20 protein-coding genes and 3 pseudogenes are annotated in these 25343 nt (G+C 59.0%); 7 read left to right on the top strand and 16 right to left on the bottom strand.

Features of this window, described 5'->3' with window-relative positions; all coding sequences use genetic code 11:
- Window positions 1-180: 180 nt before the first annotated feature.
- Complete coding sequence (locus HB376_RS32720) at window positions 181-993, top strand: PAS domain-containing protein (RefSeq protein WP_213767796.1); 813 nt, start codon at window positions 181-183, stop codon at window positions 991-993.
- Here the strand turns inward: HB376_RS32720 and HB376_RS32715 are convergent.
- The 5 genes from HB376_RS32715 to HB376_RS32695 form a co-directional block, all read right to left on the bottom strand.
- A complete protein-coding gene (locus HB376_RS32715) occupies window positions 990-2120 on the bottom strand; it encodes a porin (RefSeq protein WP_213767795.1) in 1131 nt (376 codons plus the stop codon). The two genes, HB376_RS32720 and HB376_RS32715, sit on opposite strands and share 4 nt — an antisense overlap.
- A gap of 84 nt (window positions 2121-2204) precedes the next feature.
- Window positions 2205-2675, bottom strand: coding sequence for a RidA family protein (locus tag HB376_RS32710; protein ID WP_213767794.1), 471 nt, complete (start codon window positions 2673-2675; stop codon window positions 2205-2207).
- A 20-nt stretch (window positions 2676-2695) separates the two neighbouring features.
- Entirely contained in the window at window positions 2696-3775 is a 1080-nt protein-coding gene (locus tag HB376_RS32705) for an aminotransferase class V-fold PLP-dependent enzyme (protein WP_213767793.1), read from the bottom strand.
- A complete protein-coding gene (locus HB376_RS32700) occupies window positions 3772-5091 on the bottom strand; it encodes an amino acid permease (RefSeq protein ID WP_213767792.1) in 1320 nt (439 codons plus the stop codon). Before HB376_RS32700 ends, HB376_RS32705 begins: the two co-directional genes overlap by 4 nt.
- 986 nt (window positions 5092-6077) lie before the next feature.
- Window positions 6078-7067 carry a zinc-dependent alcohol dehydrogenase family protein gene (locus HB376_RS32695; RefSeq protein ID WP_213767791.1) on the bottom strand — a complete coding sequence of 330 codons (990 nt, stop codon included), beginning with the start codon at window positions 7065-7067 and terminating at the stop codon, window positions 6078-6080.
- A 987-nt stretch (window positions 7068-8054) separates the two neighbouring features.
- Between HB376_RS32695 and HB376_RS32690 the strand changes: the two genes are divergently transcribed.
- Window positions 8055-9050, top strand: coding sequence for a zinc-dependent alcohol dehydrogenase family protein (locus HB376_RS32690; protein WP_213767790.1), 996 nt, complete (start codon window positions 8055-8057; stop codon window positions 9048-9050).
- Between the two features lie 67 nt (window positions 9051-9117).
- Here the strand turns inward: HB376_RS32690 and HB376_RS32685 are convergent.
- Window positions 9118-9393, bottom strand: a pseudogene (locus tag HB376_RS32685) (peroxidase family protein); the annotation flags it as partial.
- Window positions 9394-9873: 480 nt separating this feature from the next.
- Window positions 9874-10248, bottom strand: a complete 375-nt coding sequence (locus tag HB376_RS32680) for a helix-turn-helix domain-containing protein (RefSeq protein WP_213767789.1) — start codon at window positions 10246-10248, stop codon at window positions 9874-9876.
- A 111-nt stretch (window positions 10249-10359) separates the two neighbouring features.
- Between HB376_RS32680 and HB376_RS32675 the strand changes: the two genes are divergently transcribed.
- Window positions 10360-11094, top strand: coding sequence for an SDR family oxidoreductase (locus HB376_RS32675; RefSeq protein WP_213767788.1), 735 nt, complete (start codon window positions 10360-10362; stop codon window positions 11092-11094).
- Between the two features lie 120 nt (window positions 11095-11214).
- Here HB376_RS32675 and HB376_RS32670 read toward each other — a convergent pair.
- A pseudogene (locus HB376_RS32670) lies at window positions 11215-11517 on the bottom strand (2-isopropylmalate synthase); the annotation flags it as partial.
- Window positions 11518-11954: 437 nt separating this feature from the next.
- Here HB376_RS32670 and HB376_RS32665 point away from each other — a divergent pair.
- The 3 genes from HB376_RS32665 to HB376_RS32655 all read left to right on the top strand — a co-directional run bounded on the left by HB376_RS32665 (window position 11955) and on the right by HB376_RS32655 (window position 16663).
- The gene (locus tag HB376_RS32665; RefSeq protein WP_213767787.1) at window positions 11955-14252 is read left to right on the top strand and encodes an alkaline phosphatase family protein; all 2298 of its coding nucleotides are present in this window, start codon (window positions 11955-11957) and stop codon (window positions 14250-14252) included.
- Window positions 14253-14426: 174 nt separating this feature from the next.
- Window positions 14427-15893, top strand: a complete 1467-nt coding sequence (locus HB376_RS32660; protein WP_213767786.1) for a cytochrome c peroxidase — start codon at window positions 14427-14429, stop codon at window positions 15891-15893.
- 98 nt (window positions 15894-15991) lie between these two features.
- Window positions 15992-16663, top strand: coding sequence for a hypothetical protein (locus HB376_RS32655; RefSeq protein WP_213767785.1), 672 nt, complete (start codon window positions 15992-15994; stop codon window positions 16661-16663).
- A gap of 39 nt (window positions 16664-16702) precedes the next feature.
- On the opposite strand, the gene HB376_RS32650 is transcribed toward HB376_RS32655, so the two are convergent.
- The 6 genes from HB376_RS32650 to HB376_RS32625 form a co-directional block, all read right to left on the bottom strand.
- A complete protein-coding gene (locus HB376_RS32650) occupies window positions 16703-17599 on the bottom strand; it encodes a 2OG-Fe(II) oxygenase (protein WP_213767784.1) in 897 nt (298 codons plus the stop codon).
- Window positions 17600-17800: 201 nt separating this feature from the next.
- Window positions 17801-20197 (bottom strand): PAS domain S-box protein, encoded by a 2397-nt coding sequence (locus HB376_RS32645; RefSeq protein ID WP_213767783.1) that lies wholly within the window; start codon window positions 20195-20197, stop codon window positions 17801-17803.
- A 261-nt stretch (window positions 20198-20458) separates the two neighbouring features.
- Window positions 20459-21628, bottom strand: a complete 1170-nt coding sequence (locus HB376_RS32640; RefSeq protein WP_213767782.1) for a zinc-dependent alcohol dehydrogenase — start codon at window positions 21626-21628, stop codon at window positions 20459-20461.
- 426 nt (window positions 21629-22054) lie between these two features.
- Window positions 22055-22441, bottom strand: coding sequence for a hypothetical protein (locus HB376_RS32635; RefSeq protein ID WP_213767781.1), 387 nt, complete (start codon window positions 22439-22441; stop codon window positions 22055-22057).
- A gap of 76 nt (window positions 22442-22517) precedes the next feature.
- Complete coding sequence (locus HB376_RS32630) at window positions 22518-22925, bottom strand: Hsp20/alpha crystallin family protein (protein WP_213767780.1); 408 nt, start codon at window positions 22923-22925, stop codon at window positions 22518-22520.
- Window positions 22926-22956: 31 nt separating this feature from the next.
- Entirely contained in the window at window positions 22957-23391 is a 435-nt protein-coding gene (locus tag HB376_RS32625) for an Hsp20/alpha crystallin family protein (protein WP_213767779.1), read from the bottom strand.
- A 296-nt stretch (window positions 23392-23687) separates the two neighbouring features.
- Between HB376_RS32625 and HB376_RS32620 the strand changes: the two are divergent.
- A pseudogene (locus HB376_RS32620) lies at window positions 23688-23798 on the top strand (DUF892 family protein); the annotation flags it as partial.
- A 105-nt stretch (window positions 23799-23903) separates the two neighbouring features.
- On the opposite strand, the gene HB376_RS32615 reads toward HB376_RS32620, so the two are convergent.
- Window positions 23904-24350 carry a YetF domain-containing protein gene (locus HB376_RS32615; RefSeq protein WP_213767778.1) on the bottom strand — a complete coding sequence of 149 codons (447 nt, stop codon included), beginning with the start codon at window positions 24348-24350 and terminating at the stop codon, window positions 23904-23906.
- A 2-nt stretch (window positions 24351-24352) separates the two neighbouring features.
- Window positions 24353-24862, bottom strand: a complete 510-nt coding sequence (locus HB376_RS32610; protein ID WP_213767777.1) for a hypothetical protein — start codon at window positions 24860-24862, stop codon at window positions 24353-24355.
- Window positions 24863-25343 lie beyond the last annotated feature (481 nt).

Below are 25343 nucleotides of genomic sequence, written 5' to 3'. Positions count from 1 at the left end.
CGCATTTTCCTCGATTCGAGTTTTCTTCCGCGGTGCCTGGCCTTCGAAAAAGCCGCTAAACTAGTCAGCGGATTGGTATGGACTTAATCCGCGTCCAGCAAATCTCCTGCGATAGTCGCGTTGCACGTGCCGGTCGGCATGCGCACCTTGCCGGAAAGCCCAGCTTAGCGAGAACGATTCTTGAAACAAAAACTGACTGATCTCATGATGTCGGAAAAGACGATCACTACCGGGGACGAGGAGCAGAAGCTCCTGGAGATTCTGGCTTCTGTTCTTGATGGCTTGAGTTCAGTCATCAGCGCCAATACCGAGTTGATCCTTCATGACATGCGAAATCCGGCGCACTCAACGTTCGCGATCGTCAACGGCCACGTGACGGGGCGGCAAGTCGGGGATCCGATTATCGCTGCACCGGTGGACGACAAAGGCTTCGACCTCCTGCTGAACACCCGGCCGCCGTCGAAAGGCATCACCACCTCGGTGGGGCGCTACCGGTCTCGTACCAAAGATGGCAGAGAATTGTTATCGATGACCGTACTGCTACGCAATAAGAAAGGCGCGCCCTTCGCGTCCGTTTGCGCGAATACCGACCTGACCGACTACCAGCTCCTTCACGCCAGCCTGGGAAGACTACTTGCCCGGCAAACCGAACCGGAACCGAAAGAGCCGGGGCATCGTCCAACTATCGACGAACTGATCGAAGACATCGTGAGCGGGGCCATTCAGCGCGCTGGCGTGCCGGTTGCATTGATGGACAAAAGCGAAAAATTGAAGGTAGTGTCAGAACTCACGAAGCGCGGTGTCTTCATGATCAAGGGTGCTGTCGAGCGAGTCGCACAATCGCTGTCGGTCACCCGTTTTACGGTCTATAACTACCTCGAAGAGCTAGGCCAACCACGTGGCGACAGCCTCGATTCGACGACAGCGCCGGTCCGGTCCAAGCGGCCGGCACTGAAACGACCGACGAAAAAACGCGGGGTCACGCTCCCCTAGAAATGTGTTCTCATCCCAAGTCCCACACCCGTCCTCGTACTGCGACCCGCGAACGTCAGGACAGGATTGTTGGGGTCAGTGACGGATGCTCCGCTCAGGATGTTCCGGTCAACCTCCACATAGACATCCGTGCGCTTGCTGAGCAGATAATCGACGTCCAGAAAGCCCGTCCTGATCTTGCCGCCGTTGTCAGCGGTGACGTGGCTGACGTTGTCGAGAAACAGCCCCAACGAAGCAATGATATCGGGCCGCACCTTATAGCCGAAACCCGCCGAGAAGTAAGAATCCGTCCGGCGTGCGGTCTGCGTGTTGGCACCGGCGACCGTGTTCGCATTGCCTAACAGGCTCGTGTTCGCTAATGGCGAACCGGTCGTCGACGACGGCGCAAAGCCTGCGTCGCGCTTTGCATTGACGTACAACAGATACAGCGTTGCCGGTCCAATCGCGTAATTGCCACCTGCGCCAAAAATTACCAGCTTGTGGTCGGCTGCGTCTCGGGACTCTTGCGCAACACCGCCCACTTCCACCCCGTTGCGGTTGTAGCTCAGCGCTGCGGCATTCGTACTGCCGACAGTCGTACTTCCTGGCTGGCCGCCCATACCGCGCTGCAGTTCCAGTGTGAAGGGGCCGCGAGAGATCGAATAATCGATTGTGTTGTCGTAGCGAACACCGACGATCCGCGGAAGGTATGCGTTCTCAAGATAGTTACCAATTCCCAACGGATCGAAATCGCTGAGCAAGCCGAACGGAATGCCGTAGATGCGTCCGGCGAGCAGCCGTCCATATGTCGGATTGCTCAGGCCCACCCAGGCTTGCCGCCCGAACAATTGTCCCTGCTGGTCGAAGGTTCCGTTGTTGAGCAGAAATCCGCTTTCAAGGTCGAACACCGCTTTCGTGCCTCCCCCCAGATCTTCGGCACCTCTGAATCCCCAGCGGCTGCCCTGTATGCCGCCTTCCGTCAGTGCGTACTGGCCGGCCGGCCCATTCGCCCCTTTGTTGTTGGTGGTATACCGCAGGCTGGTGTCGATCACCCCGTACAGGGTGACGCTCGATTGCGCACGCACTGTGGTGGACACCGCGAGTGTCGCCATTGCCATCGTACAGGTGAGACGCTTCAATATTTTCATCTGCATTCCTATATTTATAGCGTGGATCTTCAGAGTTAAACGAACGTGTTTTTAGTTCCAGCCCGAGCTGATCAATCGACGGCGTTAATCAGCGGCGCCTGGTTTCAGTGCTGCGATCAACTCGATCTCGACCGGTATATTGAACGGAAGAACATGCACGCCCAATGCGCATCGGGTATGCAGGCCGTCCTGACCGAACAGATCGATCAGGAGGTCGGAGGCGCCATCGACTACCCGATGCTGGTAGTAGAAATCGGGCGCACTGCTCACCCACCCGGTCAGCTTTACGATGCGCATTACACGCTCAAGACCGATCTCGGCATCGAGCGCCGCCAGCGCATTCAGCGCGGAAAGCCTCGCGGCCTGGTACCCCTGCTCCTCAGTAAGCGCCTCACCGATGCGTCCCGTATAGACAGGCTTCGCACCAATGAGCGGCCCTTGTCCCGAGACAAAAATAAGGTTCGAAGCCTCGACCACAGTCACGTACGATGCGGCGGGTTTGGGTGCCTCGGGTAAATCCAGTTGCAATTCTTTCAGGCGTTGAAAAATAGTCATATTCTTGGTGTTCATCCAGGCTAAGCCGAAAGGACAGACAAAGCGTCTAGCAAGCGGTCGACATCTTCATCCGTGTTGTAGAAATGCGGCGAACACCGGAGCAGGCCGGAACGCTCTTCCACATCGATGCCTCGTTTCGCCAGAGCATCACGCAATGAGCGGGCGTCGTCGGCGACGAGACTGACAATGCCGGCACGCGCGTCCTGAGGCGCTGCGACGGTGTAGCCGAGGCGCACGGCTCCTGCCGCGAGCCGTGCCGCGTTGCGCGCCACGGCCGAATGGATGTCGCGCCAGCCATAGGCCTGAAGATGTTCCAGCGTGGCGTCCAGTGCGTAGATACCGGGATAGTTGACATGCCCATAGTTGAGACTTCGTTCGGGTGGGAGATTCGGATAGCCGACATAGGCGGGTCGCATCTGATCGAATGCCCGCTGACTGACCGCGAGAATCGATAGACCGAATCCGGATAGCAACCACTTGAAAACGGCTCCGCAATAGATGTCGACGAATTCCAGCGATACGGGAATGGCGCCCATCGCCTGAATGCCGTCCACGACAAGCAGCACGCCATGGTCGCGGCACTTCCTGCCGAGTTGCTGAAGATCGATTGCCGTGCCTGTTACCCAGTGCACATGGGACACCGCGATCACGCGTGTTTTGCCGGTGATCGCGTTGCAGAGTGCGGCCGTGCGTGTGCTCTCGCCACGGGCCTCGACCACGACTATCTTCGCCCCTGCGGTTTGTGCACCGTGCCATGCATGCAATACCGATGGGAACTCATCAGCCAGAGCCACTATTTCGTCACCGGCGATCCACTTGATGCTGTGCGCTACGAGGTTCAACGCTTCAGTAGTATTACTTAAGAAATTGATGTGTCCGCTGAAGCCCCCGAGCAATGCGCGCACGTTTCGTTCGGCCGAGTCCAGACGGCTGCGCCATTCGTGGCGCCCGTTGATGCCACGCGATTTTTCGCTGTCGTAGAACTGCGCCGCTGCAGCGCCCTGCCCTGCCCAGGAAAGGCCGGCCGCCGCCGTATTCAGATAGCAGCGCTCGGCAAGATAGGGGAAATCCAGCTTGAGTGCTTCTGTATTGATGGTCATGCCCTGCGCTCCGTCATTGCAATAGACCGCCTGCGTGCGCTCAGCCAATAAGCCGTGCCGACGACCGCCCACACGGCCAGGATTGCATACGGTCGCCAGTCAGTCGTAATGCCGACGGCAATGATCGCAAGCGCGAGGGCCATACCGGTATAACCCCAACCCATGACAGCGCGTTTGCTGAGCCGGAACTTCGCTTCCTCATGCAGTGCGGGATGGTGCTTCGCGAGCCGCACCGCCGACCAGCAGTTGCTGAAGTACTTGAGCATTGTCGGGATGTTGACGGCCAGGAACAGGAACACCAGATTAGTACCGAGCAGCAATCCAGCAACGCTGCATACGAAGACGACAGTCGTGGCTACGTGAGGGGTTTGCCACTTCGGGTGCACCTTGGCGAGCGCCGGAGGCAGTACCCCGTCGCGTCCCATTGCGAAAAGGAAGCGGGTAAATGTCATAAAAATGGCGTTGATGCTGGTCGAGATAGAGGCGACCGCCGCGAAGATGATCAACGGCTTGTTGAATGCGCCGAGGAAATGACTTCCCGCGTCAATCAACGGTGCGTCGCTGCCGGCGAGCGCCGGTGCGCCGAGCACGCCGAGTGTTACCGACGACACGGCAAGGTACACGATCCCGCTCAGCCCGACGGCCCATGCGATACCTTTACCAATCGCAGTCTTGCCGTTCTGAATCTCCTCACCCACCTCTGTCGCGCTTTCGATGCCCATATACAGCGAGATCAGCAGCGGCAGCGCAGCAACGACGCCACCCCATCCAAAACCGAGTATCGGTCGAAAGTGCATGGCCTGCACGGTTTCGAAACCCGCGACGACAAACACGCAGAAGGCAATCAGCTTGAGCACAACCAGGACGCGCTCGACCCGCGCCGCGAGCTGCACCCCGAACAGGTTTGCGAGGTAGAAGACAAACATGATCGCCAGCATCGTGGGCTTTTCGGGTACGACGACTGATTTGGATACGTACTTGACCATCACCAGCGCCAGCACCACGATTGCACCCGTGTTGCCGAGAATACGCAGCCACGCGACCATGAATCCGACGTACGGATGCACGAACTTCGCAGGCCAGTCATACGACGCGCCCGAGCGCGGAATGATCGAACCCATGTACGCATAGATAACCGCAAAGACGACCATTGGAATCGCCGCGATAAGCAGTGCGACCGGCATGCCCGAGCCCGCCACTTTGGCGGCCGGCGCCATGATCGAAAATATCGACACCCCGACCGCGGATCCCACGCCGATTGCAACCACGTCGATGATGTTTATTCCTTTTTTCAGGTGCGAACGACTCTCCGCCATATGACCCTCCATGCCGTGTTTGTTGTTTTTGAAAAGACCGCTGTTCTCACTTGGCTGCCGCCAAGGCGAGTAGGTCGTACTCGTGCCGACATCGAATAATTCAACATAAATTTTATGATGTCAACATTTTGTTGATTGTCTTTTCAAGACCTGGCGACGGCCTCTGGTGCACACCCGATAGCGCAACTCTCCCCGGTAATGAGGATAATTGTCGTGCACTATTTTCGATCTATTATTCTTACGCAGGCGTCGCAACAACCGTTTCCAATTTCGCTGGCGAACAGACTGTCGGGATGAAATGGGATCGAGACTCGGTTCCCGAAGGGGAAGAATCATTCATGTCGTTCGCGCAAAGCCATGGCAGCGGAATAGTGAATGATGGATTTGCACATGCGAGCGACTTTGAATAGGCTTCAGAGGGCCAATGACCCTCGACATTTTTTTGCGCACAAGGCTTGCAATTGATAGCTCGACAATCAACCCTCTGCGACATCCGGAGCATCCCGGTCGCTTACGGGCCGCGGCACCTTCGAACATCTTGCACTCTGGACCCTAGCCAAGCCAAGCAGAATGGAAATGCATCTCGTCAGCCGGATCGATCAGATGGTGCGCGTCGCAGGCCGCGGGTTCGCTTTCAAGGCGAGCTAACGGATGCAGGCTGAGGACTCGAACAAGTACAGCGTCCGATGCTTCACTTTCCTCGCGAACTCATCTGGCCGGATGATCGATCAGCCTGGGTCGGTTCAGCGCCGGTTCGGTGTATTCAGTCTCGTCCGGAATATGAATGGACCGGTCAGCACGCAAGGCGGTCGAACAATTGGCGCACCGGGTTTCGCTAACGACTCGATCTCGATCGTTCTCGTCACCACCTTAAATAGGTACCTTTAGTTATAACGCGGTGTCTTTTCGGCCAGACCGCTGCCCGCATTTTCTCCGGGGTTGTCGGGTACGTGGACCGCGAACTCAAGCACGGTCCACGACAGCCGCTACACAGTAACTACAATCTTCCCAAACTGGTTATTGGCTTCCAGATAATGATGTGCATCGACTATTTCGTCGAAGGTGAACGTCCTGTCGATCACGGGTGTCAGGGCACCCGACGTGAGGCCCGCCTTGATGAACTCGACGGCAGCCTTTTGACGCACAGGGTCACCGGTGGTACTCCAGATCGTATAGCCGATAATCGTCGGAAGCTTGATCAGCAGATCGAGATAGGAAATTTGTGCAGGTTCTTCACTTAGCGCACCATACGCAAGCAGGATCCCACCGGTCTTCATGGCTTTGATAAGCTTGCCGAAACTCGGCCCACCTACCGGATCGAATACAACACGTGCCCCAACACCGTCGGTAATTCGCAGTACTTCCGCGACCAGGTCCTGCTCGTCAGTGACGATGACCTCCGCCGCGCCCGCCTCGAGCAATTGCTGGCGTTTAGCCTTGGTCCGGGTCAAGGCGATCGGTGTTGCACCAACCATGTTAACAAGCTGGATCGAGGCCAATCCGACGCTGCTAGATGCAGCAGGGATCAGCACGAAATCGCCCGGTTGAAGTTTGGCGGCCTCGATAAAGGCGCCGTACACCGTGATAAACATCATCCAGATCGACGCCGCCTGCTCAAACGACAGACTCGGCAGATGTTTCACAACGGCCGACACGGGCGCGACGACCAGCTCGCCGTACATGCCGTACTGATTTTGCGAGAATGCCGGAACGGTATTGACCGCATCGCCCACGGCAAAACCTGTCACACCCGGACCGACAGCATCCACAAAGCCGGCTGCCTCATACCCGATCCGGGCGGGAAGTTTGACCTCCTCAATATATTCGCCGGTGCGCCACATTGATTCAGCTCGGTTCAGGCCAAGCGCCTTAACACGGATACGCAGTTCACCTGGTCCCGGCAAAGGTACGTCAATGTCTTTGAATTCGAGAACGTCGGGACCACCGTAGGTTGAAAACTGGACAATACGTGACATGTTGATTCCTTCAGATGTTAATAAGAAGCCGAATTGTTTTTCCACATCGGAGTTGAAAACTCAAAAGCTCGCTCGGCACCTGTGCGCCGGATGCACTCGGATGCGCTCTTTAGGTAGCCGTAACTCGTAGGTGAAATTCTGACCCACGGCCGTCGCAATGATTTCTCGTGGCCGATTGGAGTCTTGCCCCACCGCGAACCTGTTGAAGAATCCTAGCGATCCGAAGGGAGAAGATAATCAGCGAATTCATGACAGCAGTCTTCGAGGTGGACCAACAATCCCCAGTGCGCGGTATGTTTGCAGAATCCGATTTCGGCGCGAACTGCAAGCACGAACCCCGTCAACCGCACGACTGCAGCTCGGCACTCATCGCACAGCAGTGAAATCACGGGCTAGATCAGCCGGCACAGTGCCAAATGTGGATGAAAAGTGATCTCCATCGGCACGGTGCAATCGCGGATGGTAACGAGGCGGGCGAATCCGGCGTCCTGCCTAGGACGCAACCCTATGACGCAACCCGCTTCGCGGGTACCGGATAAAGCGACTTCAGGCTATCCCCTCGTGCCGTCCCTGTCCTTGTGAATACCTGATGTGAACTGAGGCAACCTGAGATGATCTTTATATAGGTACATTGCCAAAGCGAATGGGCTAGGGTATTGCAACGACACCCGAGTCGCTCGCATTGATCCCGTTTTGGAATGACTCATATCCTGTCAAGCGCCTTCCCAGAGCGAACGGAGTTGGATAGATTCGCCCGAAGGCTTGGCATTCGGTTGAACGTCCCAGCGCTGGTTGATCACTGAAGGAAAGATGATGAGCGAACTTGACGATGTGATCCGCACCGCCGTGGAACGGCAGGATGTTCCCTTTGCTGTCGTGATGGCCCCGGCATTAAAGCAAAAACCGGTTTGATCACAGATCGCACGTTGGATTGATGGCAGTGTCGATAACTCATTCTGCTCTTTAACATTTATTGAAGGACCAAAAATGTCACGCATCATTCAATTTGCCACCACCGGCGGCCCAGAAGTTCTCGAATTCAAAGACATCGAGGTGCCCTTGCCAGGGCCAGGTGAAGTGCGCATTCGCGTAAAGGCGCTTGGACTGAACCGCGCTGAATCAATGTGGCGCGCTGGCGGATATATGGAGGAGGTCAAGCTTCCCGGTCGGCTTGGCTATGAGGCGGCTGGATTGGTCGACGCTATCGGCCCGGACGTCACACGTTTTGCTGTGGGCGATGCAGTGAACACTGTTCCCGCATTTTCTCAAAACCAATACGGCATGTATGGCGAGTTGGTGCTCGCGCCGGTATCGGCGGTTGTGAAGCATCCGCCGAGCCTATCGTTTGAAGAGGCAGCGTCGATCTGGATGATGTTTATCACCGTGTACGGTGCCCTTATCGAGGCAGCGGACCTTCGGGCAGGTGACGTCGTGCTGATCACCGCAGCGTCTAGCAGCGTAGGACTGGCCGCGATCCAGCTTGCGAACATGGTAGGCGCAATACCTGTCGCTTTGACCCGGACCGCGGCTAAGCGTCAGCAGTTGCTCGACGCCGGCGCCGCGGCGGTCGTCGTGACTGACGAGCAGGATCTGATCGCGGAGGTGATGCGAATCACTGACGGTGCCGGCGCACGTGTCGTGTTCGACGCAGTAGGCGGACCGATTTTCGGCAAGCTCCTGAAAGCCATGAAGACCAGCGGAATCCTGCTTGTACACGGTGCGCTAAGCGAAGAACCCGCGCAAATCCCCTATCTCGATCTGTTGATCAAACTACCGACTATCATTGGCTTCGAGATAAAAACCTGGAATACGATGGGTGACCCGGTACGTCAAAAGGCAGCCGTTGAGTTCATTACGGCTGGCCTTGCATCGAGTGCTCTGAAACCGATGATAGCCAAGACGTTCACCCTCGACGAAATAGTCAATGCACACCGTTACCTCGAAGCCAACAATCAGTTCGGGAAGATTGTAGTCACTGTGTAATTGCCCCAGTGGGGATCGCAAGGCAGTTCACGATCCACAGAGATACGTAAGGTGCAGTCAGCGTCAACTTCACCGCCTGCTCGATGCCGGCGCTGCCGGCCAGGACAATCAGGCCGGCGAGGGAAACTTTCTTGCCGCCCGGCTGTGCGCGGTTGAACTCGCCCTGGATACCTTCGAGGGCCTTCAGCACCTTCACCACTTGCTCAGGCTGGTTGACCGCCCAGTCTTTCTGCGGGGCGAGGCGAATGCGCGCGCCGTTGGCCCCGCCACGTTTGTCCGAGCCACGGAACGTAGAGGCCGACGCCCAGGCAGTCGACACCAGCTCAGAGACAGACAGTCCAGAGTAAGCGCGAATATGTCAGGTTTCACTGTCAACGAATGCGTGCTCCCGACCCTGAGCAGCCGCTAGGGTTGGTGAAACATTAATGGCGGCTTCCAGGACCGTTTCAGACATCGGCCCCGCTATTCGCTGCACCTCGTAGCCGGTGGTGCGTGCATATCGTTCGTGCGACGTGACAGGGCGCGCTTGCCGTCTTGCTCATTCCTTGCTCTCAGGAAACATACATCCGCCGTTGCGGACCAGCGCCTTCACCTCTTCGCTTACCTCCATGGGGCTTCGACTTAATCGAGCAACGAACTCCTTGCTGCGCCGCACGTACGACTTCGAATCGTGCTTCGCACTCCAAAGGAATGTTAAGCACGAGGGGAATGAGGTCCAGGTCAAGGGAGCAGAGACCGTCCGACTTCAGATCGGAAGAATTCGACCTGCCGCCCTCCCACGAACGCGGAGGGTCGCCCGACTCGGCGGTTCTTCAGCATCCTGCTAAAGCAAACTGTCGCGCTCGGCGAGAATGCTCACCATTTCTGCCATGTTCTCGGTTCCCCAGGTGCACAGCGGGACAATCTTGTCGGCCAGACTGCGGCCGAGCGGGGTCAGCGCGTAGTCCACGCGCGGCGGCACCTCCTTGTAGTCGGTCCGCGCCAGCACGCGATCGGCCTCCAGTTCCTTCAATTGCTGGATCAGCACCTTGGCGCTGACGCCATGGACGTTGCGCTTGAGCTCGCCGTAGCGCTTCGGGCCGTCGAGCAGGAAGTACAGGATCAGCGGCTTCCACTTGCCCGAGATGATGCTGAGCGTGGCGGCGAGCCCGTAGGAGTAGCGGCCACCGCAGTTTTGATTTTGAGTACAGTCAGTCATTTTTCATGGTTACCAAAAGGTGCATACTTGTCCTTAGGTTATCAGAACTGCATACTGCCCTCAAGCAAGCAGTTCCCTGCTTCCGTACTACTCCAAGGAAGGATGCACGACATGACCAGACTGAATGGAAAGACCGCTGTGATCACCGGTGGCGCTACCGGCATCGGCCGCGCCGCAGCAAAGCGCTTCATCGAGGAGGGTGCCTTTGTCTTCATCTTCGGCCGCCGGCAGGAAGCGATCGACGCCGCTGTGGCCGACCTCGGGCCCAATGCCCGCGCGGTGAAGGGCTCGGTCTCCGATCTGGCCGACCTCGACCGACTCTACGCAGCGGTGAAGGCCGAGCGCGGAACCCTCGACATCGTCTTCGCGAATGCCGGCGCTGGAAGCCAGCTTCCGCTCGGCAAGATCACCGCCAAGCACATTGACGAAACTTTCGACACCAATGTGAAGGGTACGATCTTCACGGTCCAGAAGGCGCTGCCGTTGATGGGCGAAGGCGGTTCGATCATCCTGACCGGATCGAGCGCCGGCACCACGGGCGCCCCGGGAATGAGCGCCTACAGCGCGAGCAAGGCGGCAGTGCGCAACCTCGCGCGGACCTGGGCAGAGGACCTGAAGGGCACCGGCATCCGCGTAAACGTGCTGTCGCCCGGGGCGACGGCGACCGAACTCGCGAAGGAAGCGCTCGGTGAGGAGGGCCAGAAGATCTACGCCGCGATGACTCCGCTCCAGCGCATGGCCGATCCGGCGGAGATCGGGGCCGTGGCCGCCTTTCTCGCGTCGTCGGACAGCAGCTTCATGACCGCCAGCGAGGTCGCCGTTGACGGCGGTCTGGCGCAACTCTGACGCGCTACGCCCGGGCCGGGCGCTCCATTCGATATTCGGAGCCCTTAGGGCGTGGTAAACCTAAGGACAACATATGAGCTGTGCAATTATCGGCTTCGGCAAGATCGGCCAGGCTCTTGCTTAAGGGACAGTCGACATCAACATTCGGAGGTCGTGGTCACTGATCTCCGGTTGTTGGTCGGCGAGCGCCTTGAAGCGGATGAACGCCAGATCCAGTTCCGCTTCCTGTTCGGGCAGAATGGCCAGCGCCTGCAAGCGCTGCCTGAACGCATTACGGCCTGACAACTTTCCGAGCACCAGCCTGCTGGCTTCCCACCCCACCTCTTCGGCGCGCATGATCTCATAGGTTTCGCGCGCCTTCAGCATGCCGTCCTGGTGAATGCCCGACGCATGCGCAAAAGCGTTCTCGCCTACCACCGCCTTGCTGTGCATACAGCCACAGTAGTTCGGCTATTTAAGGGTCGTCTTCAACGATCAGGATTGCAGACATTTACTGCTCGGGTATCGGCGCGAGGGAGATAGGTTGATGGGGCAATGGACCAAGTCTGCCTAAGTTCTCATTCGCGACTGAGGCGTGATCATAACCGGCTGCCTCACCCGTGTCTGAGAACTTCAGCGGTTTATCCAAACATCGATTTGTCACATTCTTCTGGTAACGAATTTCGCCAATCCAAGGGGCGGCTCATCGTGAAACATCTACACGCACTAATCATTTCGAAAGCAAACGTTCAGGTTTCTGACCCCAAGATTTCATTTGGCAATGTTCCAATTCGGCCAGATTTAAAAGTAGTAAGAGAACGAAATAGTAAAAGTAAGGGAACGAGAAACTAGTACACCCATCCAACCGGGGACCCCCACACATGTCGGTCATTTCAACAAGTCGCACTGGATTTCTTCTAACCTCAATCGCGGCAGCCTGCGTGCTGACCGCCTGCGGAGGCAACGACAACAATTCGCCGGCATCGGTCAGCAATAGCGGTGTGGTAGCCGCGGCCGGCTTCATGCCTGGCAGCACGACCGGCAATCCAACCCTCAAGGCAGGCTACTATGCCGGCGCCACCGTGTGCGTCGACGTGAACGGCAACGGCAAGTGCGATACATCGGAAGTCAGCACGACAACCGACAGCACCGGCCACTTCACGCTGCAGTCCACCGCCAGCGGCCCGTTGATCGCCGACGTGAGCACCAAGGCCACCAACACGGCAACCGGTGCAGCCGCCCCAAGCCATCTGATCCTGCGCGCCTCGGCTGCGCAGATCGCCGACCAGGGTGCGACGAACGTCGTGATCAGCCCGATGTCGAGCGAAGTCCAGCGTCTCGTCGAAGCGAACGGCACAGTCTACGCGACCGAGAAGAGCAACCTGGTCAACCGCCTGAGCGCACCGGTCCTGGGTGCGGCGTCGGTGTCGGTACCGGCTGCTGACGTACTCAGCGATGTGAACAAGCTTTCGGGTCCTGAGCAGCAGGCTGTGCTGTTCGAAGACAACCAGCTCGCGAACCGCTACACCTACGCCACGACGAAGCTCGACCGCGGCGACCTGTACCCCGACAACCTCGCCGTGCCCGGCGGCGACCCGTCGCTGGTCGGTGTCGCGGGCGTAAGCGCCGCAACGATCGTGAAGCCGACGCAGACGCAAACGCCCATCACGTTCGCGCAAGCCCAGCAAGCCGCGTTCAACGTCGAAGGCATCCCGCGCTACGACAACGTCTTCATCATCATGCTCGAGAACCACAGCGTGGCCCCGGTTACGGGCACCCCGGGGATTCTCGGTGCGACGCAGGCTCCGAACATCAACGCGTTCCTGAGCGCCAACAATCAGTTCACGACCTATTACTCGACGGGTAACCCGAGCGAGCCGAACTACACGGCACTCGGCGGCGGGGACGACTGGGGCATCGTGGACGACAACTGGTGGGGCTGTGCCGCCTCGGCCGCGCCGACGGACGTGGCGTTCACCGGTGGCAAGGCCTCGGACGGCCAGCCGCTCGTCGCGACTACCGCGTTGCCGCCGCAAGACTCCAGTCACCTGTCGGGCTTTGGGAGTTCGTCCTGCAACGTCACCGCCAGCGCCAACCACAACATCACGGCGCCGTCGATTTTCAACCTGATTTCGCAAGCGGGCCTGACGTGGCGCTCGTATAGCGAATCGATGAACCCGGGCCAGGATCCGCGCGCCGACAGTATTGCCGATAACGCAATATCGGACACCTACACGGGTCCGGGTTCCGCCGGTGGGCCTTTCAAGGTTCCGGGTGCGCTGTACAAGACCAAGCACCATCCTGGCATGGCCTATCAGCAGACGCGCAGCCTGCCTGAGTTCTTCGCCGACAACCGCACCATCTTCGGCACGCAATACTCCGCCGCCGACTGGTCGAAAGCGACGGCGTACCCTGTCCCGGCCGGCTACAACACCGACCAGTTCAGCACCGACCTCGCGAGCGGTGACGTGGGCAATCTGAACTTCATCATGCCCGACCAGTGCGACGACATGCACGGCACTGGCTCCGATCCTTCGTGCCTCAGCGGCAGCGAGAATATCGTCCAGCGTGGCGATGACTACGTACGTCAGGTGGTCGCGAAGATCCAGGCATCGCCGATCTGGTCCAACAAGCAACGCAAGGTGGCCATCGTCGTGATGTTCGACGAAGGCGAAGGCAGCTCCACCTCGTGCTGTGGCTGGAACCCGGTGACGTCGAACGTCGGTCAGCAACCGCTCACGTTCGCGAACGGCAAGTTCACGCAGACGACAACGACGGATTACAGCGCGGGCAACCACGGTCACGGCAACTCGATCTTCGGTGTGGCGACGAACCAGGCCAACCCGAAGGTGATCGACAGCGACGAGTACAGCCACTTCGCGCTGGTGCGTACGCTGCAGGACATGTTCCAGGTCGCTGACCCGGCCCAGCCGCAGACGTACCTCGCTCGCGCGAAGTACACCGAGTCGTTCATCGCGAGCAACATCGTGAACCTCCCGGAACTCGCGGCCAGCGCGGATACGCACTTCGACTCCGTGCGTCCGATGAACCATGCCTACATCACGCCGGCAGGCTACACGCAGAAGCTGAACCCGGTCGATGTGACGGGTACGTCGCTGGCATCGCGCGCTCCGGGCCCGGACCCAACCCAGACCAACGTCTGGGCACTCGCCCAGTAAGCACGCGGCTCGCGGGAGGCGGCTCACTGCCTCCCGCTGCGGCAAGTGTGATCTCCCTGCCGGGCCGCGTTTTTTGTGGCCTGGCAGTTTCCGTTCTATCCGTCCCATCGCCAAGCGGCCTTCGGCCCTGTCAGGACCGCCCGGCGATTGGAGTCAGGGTTCCAAAGACTCGATATGCGAAAACTCTCCCTCGGCGCGATCTGCGCGCTCTCACTAATTTTGGCCGCCTGTGGCGGCGGTGGCAGCGGCGACTCGACCCAGACGTCGTCGGGCAGCCCATCGGGCGTCGTCGCGCCCCCGGCGCCGGTGACGCTTAGCGTCGCTGCACAAGTCGGCCAGCAGTTGTTCTTCGACCAGAATCTGTCAGGCGGCAAGAACATGGCCTGCGCCACCTGCCACAACCCTCAGTTCGCGTACGGGCCGCCCAACAGCCTGTCCGTGCAGCTCGGTTCCGATCCGTCGCAGGCGGGCCAGCGCGCCGTACCTTCACTGCGCTACAAATCCATGACGCCGCCCTACAACGATATCGCCGAGAACCCGGACGGCATCACGCAGAACGCGCCTGGCGGCGGTTTCATGCTGGATGGTCGCGCCGCGACGCTTGCCACCCAACCGGCCCTGCCGCTGCTCAATCCGATCGAAATGAACAACCCGTCGCCAGCCGCCGTGGTGCAGGCCGTACAGAAAGCGTCCTACGCGGCGCTGTTCCAGCAGGCATTCGGCTCAGGCGTGTTCTCTGACGCCAACGCCACGTTCAACGATATCGGTCTCGCCCTCCAGGCCTATCAGCAGGAAGATCCGAGCTTCGCGCCCTACGCGAGCAAGTTCGACCTGTATGTCTCCAACAAGATCGGTGGCACGTTGACAGCGGCGGAAATGCGCGGCCTCCAACTCTTCAATGACACGGGTACTGGCGCCGGATGCGTAGCCTGCCACTATGCCGGAGCGAACTTCAACGGCTCGGTCGCGCTCATGACCGACTTCACCTATCAGGCGATCGGTGCGCCGCGCAACGACACGCAGATCCCGGGCAACCCCGACCCGATCCCGAGCAACGCCGCTGCGTCGTACGTCGACATGGGTCTGTGCGGCCCGCTCAACAACCTCCACCCGCCGGGCACAGCCAGCAGCGGCGCGGGCCCGGATTCGATCACCGGCGTCAATGTCCCCGACCCATATTGCGGCCGCTTCAAAGTGCCGACGCTGCGCAATGTCGCGACGCGCTCCGTGTTCTTTCACAACGGCGTGTTCCACTCGCTCGTGCAGGTGCTGAATTTCTATAACACGCGCGACACGAACCCGGAGTACTGGTACCCAAGCACGGGCGGCAACCCCGGCCAGCCTGTGCAGAACCCGTCCTACGCGCTGTTCCCGACATCCGCCTCGGGTGCGACGGCCCAGTCGTTCAACGATCTGCCAGTGGCGTACCAGGGCAATATCGACGAGGAATTGCCCATGGGCCAAGGTCAGACGGCGGCTGGCGGCACGACAGCGGCCGACGGTGCGCAGGCGCGCGTGGTCCACTCGGCGCCGCAGTTGACGCAGCAAAACATCGCGGACCTGGTCTGCTTCCTGAACACGCTGACCGACGGCTATCAAGTGCCCGCCACGCCGCCGGCCAGCGGCAACTGCGTGAACTGACAAAGCCATGGTCCAGGCGGGCGGCCTGCCCTATCGGGGGCCGTGCGTCGAAAAAATTCAACTCGTACTTTAGCAATCCAACCTGAGCAACAAACACCATGACGCGACGTTCCACCGCCGGCCGCATTGCTTGTGGCGCATTCGCCCTGAGCGCCCTGACCCTGATCGCCGGCTGCCATGACAAAAGCCAAGACGTCAGCCGGGAGAATTTCACGGCCACCATCAACACTTTTCTTGCCCAGCGTGGCCACCTGTGCCTCGCTAAATACGACTGGCCGATCTACGTGACAACGGACGATATGGCCGCCGGTACCCGCGACGCGTTACAGATGCCGGTACTTGAGAAACTCGGCCTGGTCGCAGGCAAGGACGTGGTGGTCGAACGCACCGACGAGAACAGCAAGAAGATCCGCGCGAACGCGCGCCAGTACCAGTTGACGGCCGACGGTCAGAAGTACTATCTGCATATTCCGGAAGTGGTGGCGACCGCCACCTCGCGCGTCACGCATCCGGCCGATTTCTGCGCGGCCACGCTTTCGCTCGACAAGGTAGTGGGCTGGGAGCGGCCGGCGCAGGTGAACGGCCAGACCGCCACCTCGGTCATCTACACCTACAAGATCGATCCTGCGCCGTGGGCCAGGAGTGCCGACGCGCAACGCGTGTTCCCGATGGTCAAGCGCGTGATCGAAGGCGAAGGCACGATGCAGTTGCGCGAGGGCGTGTATTTGACGTCGAAGGGCTGGGTCGCCGACGAGGTCTTCGTGCGCTGAAACCCAGCGGGCCGGAGGGGTGCTCAGCCGCCCCCCGGGTCACTCCACGCCGGACACGCGAGGCGCAAAGCGGCGCGTGCGGATCCATTTGGTGGCCACCCACTTCTCGCCCGTCCGCAAGGGCGTGCTTGCGTGCAGGGAGCTCGGGTCGGCGAGCCCGGAACGGTTGCCGTATTCGAAATAGAGTGCCTGGCCGCGCCGCGGCACCACCGACCATCCGATCTGGGGGAACACGGTTTCACCTCCGCCTTCCACATCGTTCAGATACATCAGCAGTGTGCCCACACGCTGTCCGCTGCGCGCGATCGACTCTCGATTCGCCGGGTTGCCCGGGACCAGATAGTCGACATGCGGCGTCGATTCGGCGCCCGCTTCGTAGTGCAGAAGTTGCAGGCCTTCGCCGTTCTCGGCAGGCAGGCCGGTGAGTGAGGCGATACGCGCTTCAAGGCGCGCGATCAGCGGGGTTTCGCCCAAGCGAAAAAACATGCCATGGCTACTGCGATGCCCTGCCACCACATTCCGCCCGGTCACGGGATCGACCACGGTCGAACGGTCCAGACGCGGCCGCGCGAGCGAGATCAACTGCTCGCATTCGTTCGCGCTGAGAAAATTGTCGAGCAGTACTGCGGCGGGCCGGTGCATACGCGAAATCACGCGCACCTTGCGCTCACCGAGCCGGATCAGCGGATCGTTCGGCACCCGCAAGGGCTCCGCTTCATAGGTGAGCGGCGCACCGCCAATTTCGAGCGTCTCGCCTGGCAACGCCGTGCCGTACAAAAAAGCCGAGGAGACCGCATCGACCATTGCCGACGCGAGTTCGACTGCGTTATTTCGATCGACGAGCTCGCGCACAATCGCCGGTGGCGCAACGCCGCGGGTGAGATTGTGGGTGATCCAATCGCGCACTTCGACGGGGAAGCTAACTGTTATGGACATCGGAATGGCAAGCGATAAGCTGGAAGGGTTGTGTTGTCGTGAGGCCTGAAATCACTGCCATGATAACGGTTCTCTACACCTCTACACCGTCAGTGAATAGAACAAAGTGACGGTGCCTTGTGCGGTTTTGATGTGATGGACGACTCCATCCCTTCGGGGTAGGCATAGGCCAAAGTGGAGACTCGCACGTCTGCGGCGCGATTAACGACTGGCAGAGCGCGAGGTGCCTCGAATCGCCCCAAGGGCGTCATTGAGTTCGTCTATCGCGTAGGGCTTGCGCAGCGTCTTGGACGGAAATTCAAACAACAGATCGTCGGGCAATTCATCTCCCGACGCAAATACAACGTGAAGATCGGGATCCGCAGCGACAGCCTGTCGTGCCAGCTCGAGTCCAGAAGTCCCGGGCAGATTCAAGTCAGTCAACAGCACATCGAACCGCTCAGAACGCAGGTGCTCCATCGCGCGGGCCGCATCCGCCGCCTTCACCGCTTCGTGACCCAGCATCTGCAGGATTTCACAGACCGCATCCAGGGAAGCCGCGTCGTCCTCGACCACAAGGACATGCAACGGCGTGGCTGGCAGCGAGCCCGCATTGGCTGGTGCGGTATCCGGGCTGTCAGCGGTTGCCGGGAGCGTCTCTCCCGGCGTGCCAAGAATGTAACGCAGCTTGTGTGCCAATTCTTCCTGGCTATAGGGCTTGCTGAGAAGTTCGACTCCCGGATCCAGTCTTCCTCCATGCACGATCGCATTCTGCGTGTACCCGGAGGTAAACAAAATCTTCAGGTGAGGTAGCAGCAAGGCTGCCTGCCGGGCCATTTCGGGGCTCCGCAGCGTGCCGGGCATGACGACATCAGTGAAGAGGACGTCAATGTGAACGCCGCTGCGGATCACGGTCAGCGCCTGCTCCGCATTGTCGGCCTTGAGAACGGAATAACCCAGTCCCACCAGCATGTCGATCACCGTCGACTGAACCTTCGCATCGTCCTCCACGACCAGTATGGTCTCTTTGCCGCCCATCAGCACCGTGTGCTCGTTCCTTGATTGTGGATCAACGGCAGCCTCCATCGACCTCGGCAGATAAATCCTGACCGTCGTGCCATGTCTCACTTCGCTGTAGATCCTGATGTGTCCGCCACTCTGCTTCACGAAGCCATAAGCCATGCTCAGGCCGAGACCCGTGCCTTGTCCCTCCGGCTTGGTCGTAAAGAACGGGTCGAAGGCGCGCTCGACGACATCCGGGGGCATGCCTGCGCCGGTGTCCGTCACCCCAAGCATCACGTACTGGCCCGGAGGAACATCCGTGAGGGGGCGCACATAACGATCGTCCAGCATCGCGTTGGCCAGTTCAATGGTGAGACGTCCACCCGCGGGCATTGCGTCGCGCGCATTGATCGCCAGGTTCAGCACCACATTCTCGAGCTGGTGGGTATCGACCAGCGTATTCCACAGGCCGGCAGCAACGACTGTCTCCACGTTGATCGTCTCGCCCAGCGCACGAGCCAGCATGCTGTCGATCCCGCGAACCATCGCTGCCAGGTTCACCACGACAGGGCGTAACGCCTGTCGCCGACCGAACGCCAGCAGTTGTGAGGCGAGCTTCGCGCCACGCTCGACAGCATCGATTGCGTGGGCGAGTCGCACGCCACTCCAGGCATCCCGGCGATGCCGGTTCTCCAGTAATTCGAGATTTCCCCTCAGCACCTGCAGTACGTTGTTGAAGTCGTGGGCAACACCGCCCGTCAGCTTGCCAATTGCTTCCATTTTCTGTGCCTGGAACAGCGCCGCCCGCGTTTGTTCCAGCAGCTCGTTGGCCTCGCGCCGCTCGGTGATGTCCTGCGTGATCTTTGCAAAGCCGACGAGCGCTCCGTCGTGTTCGCGGATTGCGTCAATGATCACGTGGGCCCAGAAGGTCGTCCCGTCGCGACGTACTCGCCAGCCTTCTGCCTCGAAGCGGCCATCGCGCGTGGCTGTCTCCAGACCACGCTGCGGTACCCCGGCAGCGGCGTCTTCTGGCGTATAGAATCTCGAGAAATGCGAACCGACGATCTCCTCCTCGCTATATCCCTTGATGCGCCGTGCGCCGTTATTCCAGTTCGTCACATAACCGTCGGGCGAGAGCATGAAGATGGCGTAGTCCGTCACTCCCTGAACCAGTAGCCGGAAACGCCGTTCACTTTCGACCACGGCCTCGTGTGCCTTGCGTTTCTCGCTGACGTCGCGCACCACCTGCACGGCCCCCCGGAACTCGCCCTGCGCGTCACTCAGCGCGGTCGTCACCACGCTCGCCCAAAAGGTGCTGCCATCCATCCGCCGACGCCACCCCTCCGAATCATGGCGTCCCATTCGGCGGACAGTGTCCATAAGCGCATCGGGAACTCCATTGTGGCGATCGTCATCGGTATAGAGAACGGAAAAATGCCGGCCGATGATTTCTTCGGGTCGATATCCTTCGATCCTGGCGCCGCCTGGATTCCAACTGGTGACTTTGCCTTCGGGCGTGATCAGGAAAATCGAGTAGTCCGCTGTCGAAGCAACCCATTGCCGAGTCCAGTCGTCGTTGGCTTCGAATTGCGTGTTTTGCGGTTCTTGCGTCGTCATCGGTGCCTTAGCCATCCGTGAGTTTCTGTTTTCGGGCCGTAAGCGCAGGCATGGCCACGACACAGGCTTGTGTCGATCCGCTCCCGACGTCGTTGAGCATCGGTTGAGAAAGTGCGCCGACGCCGAAAATGGCAAAGACGGAGTTAAATATTGACTCATTTTTAATAACTCCGCTACGCTGGCCTGACAGCTTGTAGTCCCACCCTGTATAACGACACGACTTCCGGCCGACCGCGACCGTGAGCCACCGGTGCGCGTCCGCTATGGCTTGAGGACCACCTTGATACAGCCGTCCTCCTTGTCGCGGAATGTCTTGTACATGCCGGGTCCGTCTTCCAGCGGGACCGTGTGCGTAATCACAAACGAAGGATCGATCTGGCCTTCCTGAATTCGATGCAGTAAGTTGTCTGTCCATCGGTTCACGTGCGTCTGGCCCATTTTCCATGTGAGCCCTTTGTTCATAGAGGCGCCAAACGGAATCTTGTCGATCAAGCCGCCATACACACCCGGCACGGACAGGATGCCCGCAGGACGGCAGACGTAAATCATTTCCCTCAAGACATGCGGCCGGTCGCTCTCCAGCATGACGGCCTGTTTGACGCGGTCATACATGGCATCAAACGATCGAGTGGCATGAGACTCCATGCCCACCGCATCGATACATTTCTCCGGCCCCTTACCATTGGTCAACTCTTTCAACCTGTCAAGCACGCTTTCCTCATCGAAGTTAATCGTAATTGCACCGCCCTCCTTTGCCATCGCAAGCCGCTCCGGTACCCGGTCGATTACGACAACCTGCTTCGCCCCGAGTAGTACGGCACTGCGGATCGCCATCTGGCCAACAGGCCCCGCGCCCCAGATTGCGACCGTATCGTCGGGCTGGATATCGCAATTGACCGCCGCCTGCCAGCCAGTCGGAAAAATATCGCCCAAGAACAAGACCTGCTCGTCAGTCAGACCATCAGGTATTTTCACGTGGGTCGTGTCGGCCATTGGTACCCGGACGTATTCGGCCTGGCCTCCGGCGTATCCACCGGTCAAATGGGAATATCCGAAAAGCCCGGCAGTTGAGTGGCCGAAGACTTTGTCAGCCTTCTCCTTGTTACGATTGCTTCGCTCGCATACGGAGAAGTTGCCGCGCTTGCACTGGTCGCACTCACCGCAGAATATCGTGAAGGGAATGACGACCCGATCTCCGATCTGCAGTGCTTTGTTATCCATACCTACCTCGACCACTTCGCCCATGAATTCATGGCCCATGATGTCGCCACTTTCCATAGTCGGCATGAAGCCATCGAACAAATGCAGGTCCGACCCGCAAATCGCGCAGGTCGAAACCTTGATGATCGCGTCGCGCCCTTCCTCAATGATTGGATCCGCAACCGTGTCGCAACGGATATCGTGCTTGCCATGCCAACGAAGCGCTCTCATTTTCAGCTCCTGAATAACGATGTGCCGAGGCTCGTGAGGAAAGGCCTGAAGAATCGCTCGACACAGTCTATCCAGCAACCACTATTCCAACTCATGGTTACCGCGTGTTCATTGCCATGATCGGACGCCGCGATGATTGTCGATCACGGTGTACTGTCGTCCGGAAGTGCGGCGAGAAGTGGAGATTTCTTGGGGCGGCATGTTGCATTCCAAGCTTTGCGAAACGTTCCCTACCCTGCAAGGGGCACCCCGATCACTCAATAAATAAAGCCGGCGAAATTGCCTTGTTGAACCGAAGTTTCAATACGTGTACGCGACGAATCGCATCGGCAGGGCTGAGGTCAGCAGAGTACGGACCATTCGGATCGCCTCATGCGAGTTCACGGCTCGTGACGTTGCGGCAAAGTTTTTGGAGACCAGTCGGGGTCACTGGATCGGCGGCACTGAGCCGAGCTTCTGCGAAAGCAGCCGCTCGTAGAGGCCAAAGTTCAGGTCAACTTCCCTCTGCTCGACGGCATTGACCGTCATCGTGACCTGTTCGGGCAGTACCCCCAGCACGGTGGCCAAGGCAACTTCGAGCTGCGCCACGCAGCGCCGGTCATCGGGCATCGTAGTTCCCACGAAAATGTCATAGGCCTTGTCCTGGTCGCGATAGACTACTTCCACCAGTCTTGCGCGTGCACTCATGTTGTTCTCGATGGCAAGACGCGCGACGTCGGCCACCGTATGCAAGGTCTCGGTGGGAAAGCCGCGAGTCGCACGCAGGCGAACCCGGTGTTTGCCCAAGGTCTTCCAGTCAGTTTCAAATTCCACGGCAGGCTCCCGTTAGCTGGTCTGTCGATGTGGCGCCCACGATGGGAGTCAACCATTCGCGGGCGCCTCAAGGTATTTATCCAACGCTGACTTCAATGCGGCGCGGCCGTGCTTCCTCTCGGCGCGGAATGCTGAGTTTAAGCACGCCGTCGCTAAGATTGGCATCGATCTTCGCAATATCGAAGTCCGCGCTCAATGAAAATGCTCGGGCGAAACGTGGCTCGCGAATCTCCGCGTGATGCAAGCGCAGGCCGTCAGGTGTGTCGATCGACGCCTGGCCTTCAATGAAGAGATTGCCGTCCTGTACGTGGACGTTCAACCGGTCCCGCGATACGCCCGGCAGATCGGCCCATAACGTGATGCCATGCGCGTCCTCGTAAATATCGACGGCAGGAACGATCGCGGGACCCTTTTGCGCCTGTGTGTCACCGTTGCGCGCGACAGTGCCGGTATTGCGTTCGGCGAGCTGGGTCTGAGTATTCATGATGCTCTCCTCCAATGAGGTGACGGGTTGGTCATTGAATTGCGATAGTGCGCGGGCGCGACGTCTCACGCTTGCCAATACTGATCGTCAGGCAACCGTTCGCGTAGCGCGCCTTCACGTTGTCCGGGTCGGCATCGCGCGGTAACTCGATTGCGCGGCGGAAGGCGCCGGCAAAGCGTTCTTGCGCATAAGAACGTCCTTCCGACTGGGACTCGACACGCGCACGCTCGCCGCTGATGGTCAGCAACCCCTTGTCCACGGTCAGTTCCAGTTTGGCCGGATCGATCCCGGGCGCAAACGCGACAATCTCTACGGAGTCGTCCGTGCTCCCGAGGTTAATTTGCGGAAAGCCGTTTAGCCGCGACGCGCGGATGCTTGATGGCAGGCCGGTGAACAACGACGACATTTGACGCTGAAAACGGTCGAGCTCATCAAACAGGCTGTTATTGAAAAGAAGGTCACTCATGGCTGCTATCTCCCAAATTGCGGCAGGAGACGAACCGGCATACGCGCTCCAGTTCGTCTGCCCAAGCCTCGGACAAACCAATCGAAACACGCAGCGCGAACACCGCGACTGCTTACGGAATCGAAAATAGAACATTGTTGGAAATTTTCAAGAGATCCGGCTCAAAATTTTTTTATCTTTTTCCAGACCACAATCATCTGCTTGAGGCCGTACTAAACCGGCTACGTTGATTGCATTTTCGATGCGTGCCCGAGGCGCAGACATCATTCAACGCTCACTTACCAAGTGAGTTCCCCATGGCCGCTAAAACAATGCAGGACCTGTTTATCCACGCTCTTTCAAATGTTTATAGTGCGGAGAAGCAACTGACGAAGGCGCTGCCCCAGCTGGCTCGCGCCTCGACCCACGTGACTCCACCGCGCTTTCGTCTGTAGCTCCCGAATACCAATTTTGCCGGGCTCGTGAGAGAACGCCCAAAGGGTCCTTGAGCAACGACCATTCCAACTTTATTGTTATCGGGTGTCAGTCGCCATGATCGAAATGCCGCCATGATTTTCGACAATCGCGTATTTGACGTCGTCCAGATGCGAAATGCCCCGTTGACGCATTTCAGCGAGAACATCGCCCTTATAGATGCGCATCTCGCGCAAGCGCCTTTCGTCCCACTGCCCGTTTGCGTACACGATGGTAGGCGTCCCTTCCGCCACTCTGCCAAGACTCGGCCACCGCCTCTTGGCTACGGAAACGAAGACGTGAAGCATCGAAATCGTGCTGACCGACGCTAACGCCGCCGTAATCGACTGGTCGCCAGCAAGCACCGCCTGGCTAGATAGGCCACCAAAGAGAAACATGATTACCATGTCGAGGGGTGTCATCGTTCGACTGACCCGGTGGGTCGTGATGCGCAACACGATCAGCAGGAAAAGGTAGGCGCCGGCAGCGCGAAGAACAATGTCCATGATCAGGGGAGGACGACCTGGACGAGGTTCATGGGTCGATTTCCAGCGGAAAGCGTCGTTTCAATAACACCGAATCGATAAGGCGACATTTTGAAATTGAGCGATGCGCCCTCCTCCGCGTTCGCCACGTTGAAAACGTAAGTTACGCCCCGGTCAGACACGCTCTCAGACAACGGCGTCGGGACGACATTTTCTATCGCTACCGAATGAATCATTCGCCGATCCAGGTGTACGGTAATCGTGCCCGATGCTCCCGCAGCCAATCCAAGCCGCATCCAGCTCGAGCCGTGGTTCCGAACGATGCGCTCGTACCGGATGTCAGTAATAGTCCCACTCTGGAAGTGCACGAATGCGTGGCTCATCGGACCTGAGCCAAGTAAGCCCGCCAGCCCGGCGAAACACAGGGTACAAAGAAGCAAAATAATCGCGCACTCACTAATACGCCAGCGACGGTCGAAAGCTTCGTTCACGTCGAGGTCGAGGTCAGTGCTTGTTCCGCTGCGCGCGTCCATTTTTGCTCCCGCGGGAAGGACCTAGCAACCTGTGCAATCCGTGTGCCGGATTTGGCCTAATGTGTACAGCATCGGCGGAGCCGGACCGAAGCCGCCATCGCCGTTTTCTCCCCGCTGCGCTTTGGCTGATCACATTGCAGATTCCCCACCCGTCGATCCTTAAGCATATCGAACCGATATGTTGTCGGCGGTCGAGTGTGCCGCACCACCGTCTTCGACGGCAGCCTCATTGTCTTTCGCACGTCAAGGGCACACCCGCGGGACGGAGACCCGGGAACGTGGTTGACGAATCTTTCGCCTTCGATGGAAGAGAACATCCTTTGCCCTGGTTTGCGTTGCGAAACGGACGTTGATGACGCGGTCATTGTCTCCGCAGATGCGCCGACAACCTGAGCTTCCATCGCTCGCTCCGGGATTTCCGCAGCCCAAAACCTCAATCGAATAATTTTTTTGCGTCCATAAACCCGGACCTAATTTTCAA

Origin of the sequence: Caballeronia sp. dw_19 (genome assembly GCF_018449515.1) — a bacterium.
GTDB lineage: Bacteria > Pseudomonadota > Gammaproteobacteria > Burkholderiales > Burkholderiaceae > Caballeronia.
The sequence above is the reverse complement of the archived record's forward strand: the minus strand, read 5'-3'. Positions and strand labels throughout refer to the sequence as shown.

What these genes read in the sequence shown, in the direction of transcription:
- HB376_RS32665 (WP_213767787.1), top strand. Translation starts at nt 11,955, where the DNA reads ATGTCGGTCATTTCAACAAGTCGCACTGGATTTCTTCTAACCTCAATC.
- HB376_RS32650 (WP_213767784.1), bottom strand. Translation starts at nt 17,599, where the DNA reads ATGTCCATAACAGTTAGCTTCCCCGTCGAAGTGCGCGATTGGATCACC.
- HB376_RS32615 (WP_213767778.1), bottom strand. Translation starts at nt 24,350, where the DNA reads ATGGACATTGTTCTTCGCGCTGCCGGCGCCTACCTTTTCCTGCTGATC.
- HB376_RS32715 (WP_213767795.1), bottom strand. Translation starts at nt 2,120, where the DNA reads ATGAAAATATTGAAGCGTCTCACCTGTACGATGGCAATGGCGACACTC.
- HB376_RS32660 (WP_213767786.1), top strand. Translation starts at nt 14,427, where the DNA reads ATGCGAAAACTCTCCCTCGGCGCGATCTGCGCGCTCTCACTAATTTTG.
- HB376_RS32675 (WP_213767788.1), top strand. Translation starts at nt 10,360, where the DNA reads ATGACCAGACTGAATGGAAAGACCGCTGTGATCACCGGTGGCGCTACC.
- HB376_RS32655 (WP_213767785.1), top strand. Translation starts at nt 15,992, where the DNA reads ATGACGCGACGTTCCACCGCCGGCCGCATTGCTTGTGGCGCATTCGCC.
- HB376_RS32640 (WP_213767782.1), bottom strand. Translation starts at nt 21,628, where the DNA reads ATGAGAGCGCTTCGTTGGCATGGCAAGCACGATATCCGTTGCGACACG.
- HB376_RS32625 (WP_213767779.1), bottom strand. Translation starts at nt 23,391, where the DNA reads ATGAGTGACCTTCTTTTCAATAACAGCCTGTTTGATGAGCTCGACCGT.
- HB376_RS32645 (WP_213767783.1), bottom strand. Translation starts at nt 20,197, where the DNA reads ATGACGACGCAAGAACCGCAAAACACGCAATTCGAAGCCAACGACGAC.
- HB376_RS32705 (WP_213767793.1), bottom strand. Translation starts at nt 3,775, where the DNA reads ATGACCATCAATACAGAAGCACTCAAGCTGGATTTCCCCTATCTTGCC.
- HB376_RS32690 (WP_213767790.1), top strand. Translation starts at nt 8,055, where the DNA reads ATGTCACGCATCATTCAATTTGCCACCACCGGCGGCCCAGAAGTTCTC.
- HB376_RS32710 (WP_213767794.1), bottom strand. Translation starts at nt 2,675, where the DNA reads ATGACTATTTTTCAACGCCTGAAAGAATTGCAACTGGATTTACCCGAG.
- HB376_RS32700 (WP_213767792.1), bottom strand. Translation starts at nt 5,091, where the DNA reads ATGGCGGAGAGTCGTTCGCACCTGAAAAAAGGAATAAACATCATCGAC.
- HB376_RS32695 (WP_213767791.1), bottom strand. Translation starts at nt 7,067, where the DNA reads ATGTCACGTATTGTCCAGTTTTCAACCTACGGTGGTCCCGACGTTCTC.
- HB376_RS32680 (WP_213767789.1), bottom strand. Translation starts at nt 10,248, where the DNA reads ATGACTGACTGTACTCAAAATCAAAACTGCGGTGGCCGCTACTCCTAC.
- HB376_RS32630 (WP_213767780.1), bottom strand. Translation starts at nt 22,925, where the DNA reads ATGAATACTCAGACCCAGCTCGCCGAACGCAATACCGGCACTGTCGCG.
- HB376_RS32610 (WP_213767777.1), bottom strand. Translation starts at nt 24,862, where the DNA reads ATGGACGCGCGCAGCGGAACAAGCACTGACCTCGACCTCGACGTGAAC.